Source organism: Pseudomonas sp. RIT-562, assembly GCF_026241895.1.
Lineage (GTDB): Bacteria > Pseudomonadota > Gammaproteobacteria > Pseudomonadales > Pseudomonadaceae > Aquipseudomonas > Aquipseudomonas mandelii_F.
Map to the genome: position 1 here is coordinate 1 of NZ_JAPJIV010000043.1, position 2,903 is coordinate 2,903.

At 59.9% G+C, this 2,903-nt stretch carries 1 protein-coding gene; it reads right to left on the bottom strand.

From position 1 onward, the window contains the following. A partial coding sequence (locus ORL50_RS28625; protein WP_323055289.1) for an immunoglobulin-like domain-containing protein occupies positions 1-2,903 on the bottom strand: 2,903 nt, incomplete at both ends.

Below are 2,903 nucleotides of genomic sequence, written 5' to 3' on the forward strand. Positions count from 1 at the left end.
AGGTCGAACCGTCGCTCAGCTTGACGGTCACTGGGTGGTCTTGCGCTTTGTCGAGCTTGATGGTGAACGCCGCGCCCTGGTTTTCCAGGACTGGGCCGTTGCCGGTGATGGTGATGCCAACGGCATCGCCTAGGTTGTCGGTTGGGGTGCCCGAACCTGGCTCATCAGTGACTTTGGTTTCCACGGCATTCTGACCGAGGGTCAGTTTCTCGTAGGTACCGGCACCTTCGACCGTTTCCAGCTTGTTGACGATGGTCGGCTGACCGCCGATCGCGATGTCGTCGGCGGCGGTGATGGTCGCCTGGCCAGTAACGCTGTTCGCTGGAACAGTAATGGTGGTGCCATCGGTGAGCTTAAAGGTCAGCTCAGGATGGTTGGTCAGTGGCAGACCAGTGCTGGTGGTCAAGGTCACGGTGTAAGTGACTTGGCCGCCTTCAGCGACAGTGGTTTTGTCCGCGGTCAGAGTTGCAAACACTTCACTGGTGGTGTCGCCGATGGTGACCGACGCTGGGCCACCAATGGTTGGGTTTTCCAGCGGCGCGCCATTGGAGGTGGCACCGGTGATGCTCAAGGACACGGTACCGCCGTCTTTGTAGACGTCATCACCTTGCGGAGCGAGGGTGTGGACTTTCTCGGTCTGGCCGGCGGCGAAGACCAGGGTCGAACCGTCGCTCAGCTTGACGGTAACTGGGTGGTCTTGAGCCTTGTCGAGCTTGATGGTGAACGCTGCGCCCTGGTTTTCCAGGACTGGGCCGTTGCCGGTGATGGTGATGCCAACGGCATCGCCTTGGTTGTCGGTTGGGGTGCCCGAACCTGGCTCATCAGTGACTTTGGTTTCCACGGCATTCTGACCGAGGGTCAGTTTCTCGTAGCTGTCCGCGCCGGTAACCGTTTCCAGCTTGTTGACGATGGTCGGCTGACCGCCGATCGCGATGTCGTCTGCGGCGGTGATGGTCGCCTGGCCGGTGACGCTGTTAGCCGGGACTTTGATCAACGTACCGTCGGTGAGCTTGAAAGTCAGCTCCGGATGGTTGGTCAGCGGCAGACCGGTGTTGGTGGTCAAGGTCACGGTGTAAGTGACGGAACCGCCTTCCGCCACGGTGGTTTTATCCGCCGTCAGGGTCGCAAACACTTCACTGGTGGTGTCGCCGATGGTCACCGAAGCTGGGCCACCGATGGTTGGGTTCTCCAGCGCTGCGCCGTTCGAGGTGGCACCGGTGATGCTCAAAGACACGGTGCCGCCGTCTTTGTAGACGTCGTCGCCTTGCGGGGCCAGGGTGTGGACTTTCTCAGTCTGACCAGCAGCGAAGACCAAGGTCGAACCGTCGCTCAGCTTGACGGTAACCGGGTGGTCTTGAGCCTTGTCGAGCTTGATGGTGAAGGCTGCGCCCTGGTTTTCCAGAACTGGGCCGTTGCCGGTGATGGTGATGCCAACTGCGTCGCCTTGGTTGTCGGTTGGGGTGCCCGAACCTGGCTCATCAGTGACTTTGGTTTCTACGGCGTTCTGACCCAAGGTCAGTTTTTCGTAGGTGCCAGCGCCTTCAACCGTTTCCAGTTTGTTAACGATGGTCGGCTGACCACCAATCGCGATGTCGTCTGCGGCGGTGATGGTCGCCTGGCCGGTAACGCTGTTGGCAGGAACAGTAATGGTGGTGCCATCGGTGAGCTTGAAAGTCAGCTCCGGATGGTTGGTCAGCGGCAGACCGGTGTTGGTGGTCAAGGTCACGGTGTAAGTGACGGAACCGCCTTCAGCTACGGTGGTTTTATCCGCCGTCAGGGTCGCGAAGACTTCACTGGTGGTGTCGCCGATGGTGACCGACGCTGGGCCACTGATGGTTGGGTTTTCCAGTGGTGCGCCATTGGAGGTCGCACCCGTAATGCTAAGGGATACGGTACCGCCGTCTTTGTAGACGTCGTCGCCTTGCGGGGCGAGGGTGTGGACTTTTTCAGTCTGGCCAGCAGCGAAGACCAGAGTCGAACCGTCGCTCAGCTTGACGGTAACCGGGTGGTCTTGCGCTTTGTCGAGCTTGACGGTGAACGCTGCGCCCTGGTTTTCCAGGACTGGGCCGTTACCAGTGATGGTGATGCCGACCGCGTCGCCTTGGTTGTCGGTTGGGGTGCCCGAACCTGGCTCATCAGTGACTTTGGTTTCCACGGCATTCTGACCCAGGGTCAGTTTCTCGTAGGTACCGGCACCTTCTACCGTTTCCAGCTTGTTGACGATGGTCGGCTGACCGCCGATCGCGATGTCGTCTGCGGCGGTGATGGTCGCCTGGCCAGTAACGCTGTTCGCTGGAACAGTAATGGTGGTGCCATCGGTGAGCTTAAAGGTCAGCTCAGGATGGTTGGTCAGTGGCAAGCCGGTGCTGGTGGTCAGGCTCACGGTGTAGGTGACTTGGCCGCCTTCAGCCACGGTGGTTTTATCCGCCGTCAGGGTCGCAAACACTTCACTGGTGGTGTCGCCAATGGTGACCGAAGCTGGGCCACCAATGGTTGGGTTTTCCAGCGCTGCGCCGTTCGAGGTGGCACCGGTGATGCTCAAGGATACGGTGCCGCCGTCTTTGTAGACGTCATCGCCTTGTGGGGCGAGGGTGTGGACTTTCTCGGTCTGGCCAGCAGCGAAGACCAGAGTCGAACCGTCGCTCAGCTTGACGGTCACTGGGTGGTCTTGAGCCTTGTCGAGCTTGATGGTGAACGCTGCGCCCTGGTTTTCCAGAACTGGACCGTTGCCGGTAATGGTGATGCCAACGGCATCGCCTTGGCCGGTAGGTTCGTCAGTAACGGTAGTTTCCAGCGAGTTCTGACCCAGGGTCAGTTTCTCGTAGGTGCCAGCGCCTTCGACCGTTTCCAGCTTGTTCACGATGGTCGGTTGACCACCAATCGCGATGTCGTCCGCGGCGGTG